This window comes from Halorubrum sp. CBA1125, from assembly GCF_009742825.1.
GTDB lineage: Archaea > Halobacteriota > Halobacteria > Halobacteriales > Haloferacaceae > Halorubrum.
The window spans coordinates 1-3,804 of record NZ_WPCE01000239.1 but is presented as its reverse complement, the minus strand read 5'-3'; the positions used below and the strand labels follow the sequence as shown (position 1 = coordinate 3,804).

The following is a 3,804-nucleotide window of genomic DNA, read 5'->3' as shown; positions in this document are numbered from 1 at the left end:
GGCGGCCGACTTGAATCCCCGGACCGACGGCTGACGGCATGCGACACCGGCCGGACAGACGGATAGCGACCGCCTCCGACACCGGCCGGACAGACGGATAGCGACCGCTCCCCGACACCGGCCGGACAGCCGGACGGCGCTCACCAGTCGGGATCGTCGTCACCCTCGTCGAAGTGGACGGAGTCGGACGGGTGGCCCGCCTCGTCGAGCACGTCGTCCGTGACGTCGATCCGGCAGTCGACCCGGACCGCGATCGCCAGTGCGTCGGACGGGCGCGCGTCGAAGACGAACCGTTCGGGCTCGCCGTCGTCGTACCGCTCGGCGTCGATCTTCGCGTAGAACGTCCCGTCCCTGAGGTCGTCGATACGGACCCGGTCGACGGCGCCGCCGAACTCGGTGAGGACCTCGACGAGGAGGTCGTGGGTGAGCGGCCGGTCGAAGGGCTCTCCTTCCAGGGCCAGTCCGATCGCCCGAGCCTGGTCGGCGCTGACGAAGATCGGCAGGTACTCGCCGTCCACAGCGAGGACGACCGCCGGGACGTCGCCGCCGGCCGTGGACCCGGCGCCGACGCCGACGATCTCCGCTTCGTGTTCCATGCCGGATCGTGGCGGTGACGACATGAATAGCTTCCCACCGTTCGCGACCGCACTACCAATCCCGACAACACCACCGGTGCCGGCCGTCAGCGCCCGGCGCCCCAGTACCAGTAGGCCCAGGCGACGGTGAAGACCAGCGCGGCGCCCAGGAAGAACACGGTACCGGGTTCGAGCAGCGAGACGCCGTAGTCGGCGAGCGGGTCGACGACGTACTCCACCGTGCCGTCGATCACGTCGCCGTCGGCGGCCGGGGCCTCCGTCGACGTCTCCGTCGCGACCCCGGCGTCCTCGGTCTCGGCGTTCGCGCCCGCACCCGCGTCGCCGGTACCGCCGGTCGTCTGCGACACGCGGACTCGCGGCGTCGCCACGGAGAGGATCCGCTGGGCGGCCAGCGCCGCCAGCCCGATGATCCCGTACCCGCCGAGGAGCCGCAGCAGGGCCGTCTTGATCCCCTGTGACTCCTCGGAGCCGCCGGCGAACAGCACGAGCGGCTCGTCGGCGGCCGCGTACACGTCCATCTCGCGGCCCTTCTCCGAGTAGGTCGTGTCGACGACGTCGACCAGGTCGGCGCCGTCGAGCTTCGAGAGGTGGTACTGGACGTTCTGGAGCGACGTGTCGACCTCCTCGGCGAGTTCCGACTTGGTCGCGGGCTCGTCGTGGAGGGCGGTGAGGATCTCGCGGGCGGTCTCCGAGCCGAGCGCGGCGATCAGATCGTCGGCGTCCTCGTCGTCGACGCCGACGACCCGCGGCTCGCGATCCTCGGGCGTCGCGTCCGGCAGGGAGGGCAACAGCCGGGACATACGAGCATCTGTCGCGCGAGAGGATACAAACCTGTTGGATCCGCGGATCGACGCCGCTCGCGAGCGGCGGACCGGACACCGACTCACAAACCCTAAAACGCGGTGACCATGTACGTCGTGGCGATGACAGAGACGTCAGGGGGCGCCGGCGACGCGTCCCCGCCGACGGCGGACGACATCGCCGACGAGGGGCCGGGCGACGGCGGTCCGGCCGGTCAGGGGTCGGTCACCGTGGTCGGCACCGCCCACGTCTCCGAGCGCTCCGTCGAGGAGGTCGAAGCGGCAATCGAGCGCGAGCGCCCCGACGTCGTCGCCGTCGAGCTCGACGAGGGGCGGTACCGACAGCTGCAAGGCGAGACGCCCGACGACCTCGACGCCGGCGACCTCCTGAAGGGGAACACCGTCTTCCAGTTTCTCGCGTACTGGATGCTCTCGTACGTCCAGACGCAGCTCGGCGACCGGTTCGACATCGAGCCGGGCGCGGACATGAACGCCGCGATCGACGTCGCAGAGCGGCTCGGCATCGACGTCGCCCTGGTCGACCGGGACATCCAGACCACGATCCAGCGGTTCTGGGCGCGGATGTCGCTCACGGAGAAGCTCCGCATGGTCGGCGGGCTCGCGTTCGGGATCACCGACCCCCGGGTGGTCGGCGTGGTGGTCGGGCTGCTCGTCGGCATCGTCGCCGGGCCGGCGATCGGGCTCTTCGGCGGCGCGGTGGGAATCACCGACGCGCTGTTGACGAGCGTCACCGCCGGCGTCCTCGCGGCGGTCGCCGTGGGGATCGCGGTCGACCAGGTCGGCGCGCTCGCGCTCTCGCCGGACGCGCGGCTCTACGCCGCGACCGCGATCGGCGTCGCGTCGGGGATCGCGGTCGCGGGGCTCGGCGTCGCGACGGGCTCGTCTCGTCGCTCCTCGGCGGGTTCGCCGTGACGGCGATCGGGAGCCTCGGGATCGGGATCGCCCTCGGGCTGACGCTCGGCGTCGTGGCTGCCGCCGTCCTCGGCGTCGTCGGGCTCGGGGAGACGGACGCCGAGTACGGCGGTATCGAGGATCTCGACGTCGACCAACTCACCGACACCGACGTGGTGACGATGATGATGGAGGAGTTCCGCCAGTTCTCGCCCGGCGGCGCGGAGGCGCTCATCGACGAGCGCGACGCCTTCATCGCCCACCGGCTCGTCGCGCTCCGGGACGCCGGCCACGACGTCGTCGCTGTCGTCGGCGCGGGTCACGAGGCGGGGATCGAACGCTACCTCGCGAACCCGGAGACGCTCCCGCCGGTCGAGGCGCTCGTCGGCCGCGAGCGCGGCCGAGGCGTCCCCTGGAAGAAGGCGATCGGGTACGCGATCACGGTCGGGTTCGTGGGGTTCTTCGCGCTGTTGGCGCTGGCGGGCGTCGAGAACGCCTTCCTGTTCCGGCTGTTCGCCGCGTGGTTCCTGATAAACGGCGCCTTCGCCTTCGCGTTCGCGAAGGTCGCCGGCGCGGGGTGGCTCTCCGCCGGCGTCGGCGGCGCGGTGGCGTGGCTCACCTCGATCAATCCGATGCTCGCGCCGGGATGGTTCACCGGCTACGTGGAGCTGCGACGCCTCACCGTGAACGTCGGCGACATCGGGACGCTCAACGACCTGCTGTCCGACGAGACGCGGTCGCCGTGGGACCTGGTCTCCGCGATGCTCGACGTGCCGCTGTTCCGGCTCATCGTCGTCGTCGCGATGACGAACATCGGGAGCATCGTCGCGAGCGCGCTGTTCGCGGTGTACGTCATTCCCGCGATGTTCGGCGCCGAGATCGGCGGCGTCGACGAGGTCGGTCGGCTGCTGATCGAGGGCGCACGCACCGGGGCGGAGCTGATCCGGACCGCCGTCGCGGGCGGAGGTGGCGCGTGACCCGCGCCGGGGTGGACGGATGAGCGCGACGTTCCAGGGGCGCCGGATCGGGGGGCTCTACTTCAGCGGGACGGAGCTCCGCGACCTCCTCGTGGCGTGGCTCGCGCTCGGCGTCGCGTTCACGTTCTTTTTCGCCGGGGGGACCGGCGGCATCGACCGGCTGCTCGCGGCGGGGGTCGTCCCACCGCTGCTGGTCGGGCTGCTCACTGCGGGCGTCGCGTTCCTCCTCCACGAGATCGCCCACAAGGTCGTCGCGGTACACTACGACCAGGTCGCCGAGTTCCGGGCGGACAACGGCATGCTGTTTCTGGCCGTGATGAGTTCGCTTTTGGGGTTCATCTTCGCCGCGCCCGGCGCGGTCCACCACCGCGGTCGCCTGACGCCGCGCGAGCACGGGCTGATCGCGCTCGCCGGACCGGTCGCGAACCTCCTCCTCATGCTGGTCTTCCTGCCCGTCCTCGTCGTCGGTCCGGTCCTCGGCAGCCCGATCGTCTCGCTTGTCGGCGCCCGCGGGGTCGC

3 protein-coding genes and 1 pseudogene are annotated in these 3,804 nt (G+C 71.3%); 2 read left to right on the top strand and 2 right to left on the bottom strand.

All coding sequences use genetic code 11. From position 1 onward, the window contains the following. Window positions 1-140: 140 nt before the first annotated feature. Together GJ633_RS14905 and GJ633_RS14900 are read right to left on the bottom strand one after the other, a co-directional pair. Window positions 141-596, bottom strand: coding sequence for a bifunctional nuclease family protein (locus GJ633_RS14905; protein ID WP_156589435.1), 456 nt, complete (start codon window positions 594-596; stop codon window positions 141-143). 86 nt (window positions 597-682) lie between these two features. Continuing rightward, window positions 683-1,396, bottom strand: coding sequence for a winged helix-turn-helix domain-containing protein (locus tag GJ633_RS14900; RefSeq protein WP_156589434.1), 714 nt, complete (start codon window positions 1,394-1,396; stop codon window positions 683-685). 123 nt (window positions 1,397-1,519) lie between these two features. Here GJ633_RS14900 and GJ633_RS14895 point away from each other — a divergent pair. Both GJ633_RS14895 and GJ633_RS14890 read left to right on the top strand, forming a co-directional pair. Beyond that, window positions 1,520-3,285 (top strand): annotated as a pseudogene (locus GJ633_RS14895) (TraB/GumN family protein). A gap of 19 nt (window positions 3,286-3,304) precedes the next feature. Then, window positions 3,305-3,804 (top strand): metalloprotease (locus GJ633_RS14890; protein WP_156589433.1); only part of this gene is annotated, 500 nt, incomplete at its 3' end.